We start from the raw sequence: 1,774 nt of genomic DNA, 5'->3' as shown, positions 1-1,774 counted from the left end.
CACTTTACTCTCGATCGCACGCTCTCTTAACCCAGCCCACGTAATATGCGCTCGATATATTCAGCAAGCCCTATTTAGATGTAAGATATGAATGGCTATCTTGATTGTATTAACATTTGTTAATTATTGCAAAATCATTTCTCGAATCGATCGCGCTGTGGCAGGGGCCAGCAGAACACCGTTGCGATAGTGGCCGCTGGCGATGAGAACGCGATCGTTACCGGGAAGCGTCTCGATAATTGGGGCCGGTCGCCCTTCCGGCCGCGGGCGCAATCCCGACCATTTCCTGATAATTTCAGCTTCTGCTAAGCCCGGACAAAGGGAACTCGCCCTTGCCATCACTTGCGCCAACATATCAGCATTCGCCTCAATTTCCCCGCCATTTTCGGAAAACTCCACTGTCGCCCCCACCCAAAATTCCTGATTTCCCAAAGGCACAATGTGAACGTCATCGCAAGTAATTACCGGGCTAAAATCCGGGTTTCCTACAGGATTGGGCGTCAGCAAATGCAGCGCTTGTCCCAACACCGGGCGAATGTCAACCAACTGATTTAACGATGCAGTCACAGCAGCAGAACCCAAACCAGCGCAAACAATTAGTCGATCGAAATTTTCAATAACAGGCATCTTGCCTGTTCCACAAGACTTATTGACAGCAATGGAAGATGCGAGTTGAATCTCAGACACCTGAGAATCCAACTCAGTAATGCCTTGAACTTCCACTCCAAACTCAAAATTAACTCCTTTGAGTTTAGCAGCATCAACCAAAGCCAAAGTTAGCGCCGTCGGATCGACTTGCCGGTCTTGAGGCGAATAAATCGCAGCAATAATGCGATCGTTTACAGCAAGATGAGGGCAGCGAGATCGCACTCGTTCCACATCCCAAAGTTCTAATTGCCAACCTTGAGAGTCGCGAGTGGCTATCAACTTTTCCCACTTACTTACATCCTCTCCCTCCGAACAAAGCATTAAAATTCCTTGTTTGTTAAAAGGAATTTTTCGCCCCGTAACTGCTTCCAATTCTGGAATCAAAGTCTCGTAGCGCTGAAGGCTGGTTTCCCTCAAATGCCAATTTCTGCCCTTAGTTTTGTGGCTGATAACTCCCATCAAGACACCGAGTGCAGCGCCAGTAGAACCTTGTGCCGGCGGCTGTTTGTCGAACACAGTAACTTGCAGTTCGGGAAATTGACTTAGTTCAAAGGCGATCGAAGCCCCAACAATACCGCAACCAATAATTGCAACACGAACCATTCAATTTTAGATTTTAGATTTTAGATTAACAGTTTCCTAGGTTTTGTCCATATAAACCTTTTTTGGACGGGCAAGATGCCCGCCCCACAAGAAAACTAATTCTTTCTTTGTGGAACAGGCATCTTGCCTGTTTTTGACAATGATACGCCCCACAAGAAAACTGATTCTTTCTTTGTGGAACAGGCATCTTGCCTGTTCTGGATGCCAGATGTGAGTTAAAGCTAATTAAGCTTTAGGAATTAGCTGCAAGAAAGTATCAAAATCATTGACAGCTTTTTGATAGCTGGCCGTGACTTTTGCATAGTCAAGCTCTTTAGCAGCCAGATCAATGTTAACCAAATTGGTAAACAAACTCTTAGTTAAATCAACAGCTTGTTGTTGAGAACTAGGCAACAAACTCGCAGAGACGGTTTTCATTACATTCCGCAAGTCGCCTAGAGGCCCGTGAATAGACCTCTTGCAAAAAAGATATATGTTATAATCAGAAGTTTTAAATTTAGCCCCCTAGAGCTAACTCATAATT

General features: G+C 45.2%; 2 protein-coding genes. Both read right to left on the bottom strand.

Annotation, left to right across the window (positions count from 1 at the left end):
* Positions 1-123: 123 nt before the first annotated feature.
* Positions 124-1,251: an FAD-dependent oxidoreductase gene (locus QUA34_RS29985; protein WP_333391146.1), complete on the bottom strand. Its 1,128-nt coding sequence runs from the start codon at positions 1,249-1,251 to the stop codon at positions 124-126.
* Positions 1,252-1,476: 225 nt separating this feature from the next.
* Positions 1,477-1,701: a photosystem II protein PsbQ gene (psbQ, locus tag QUA34_RS29980; protein ID WP_445242861.1), complete on the bottom strand. Its 225-nt coding sequence runs from the start codon at positions 1,699-1,701 to the stop codon at positions 1,477-1,479.
* Between the last annotated feature and the right edge of the window lie 73 nt (positions 1,702-1,774).

The sequence above is a fragment of the Microcoleus sp. POL10_C6 genome, from assembly GCF_036701585.1.
In the GTDB taxonomy this organism is placed as follows: domain Bacteria; phylum Cyanobacteriota; class Cyanobacteriia; order Cyanobacteriales; family Microcoleaceae; genus Microcoleus.
The sequence above is the reverse complement of the archived record's forward strand: the minus strand, read 5'-3'. Positions and strand labels throughout refer to the sequence as shown.

Bases quoted from the DNA above. Each gene is read 5' to 3' on its own strand.
- QUA34_RS29985 (WP_333391146.1), bottom strand. From the start codon at position 1,251: ATGGTTCGTGTTGCAATTATTGGTTGCGGTATTGTTGGGGCTTCGATC.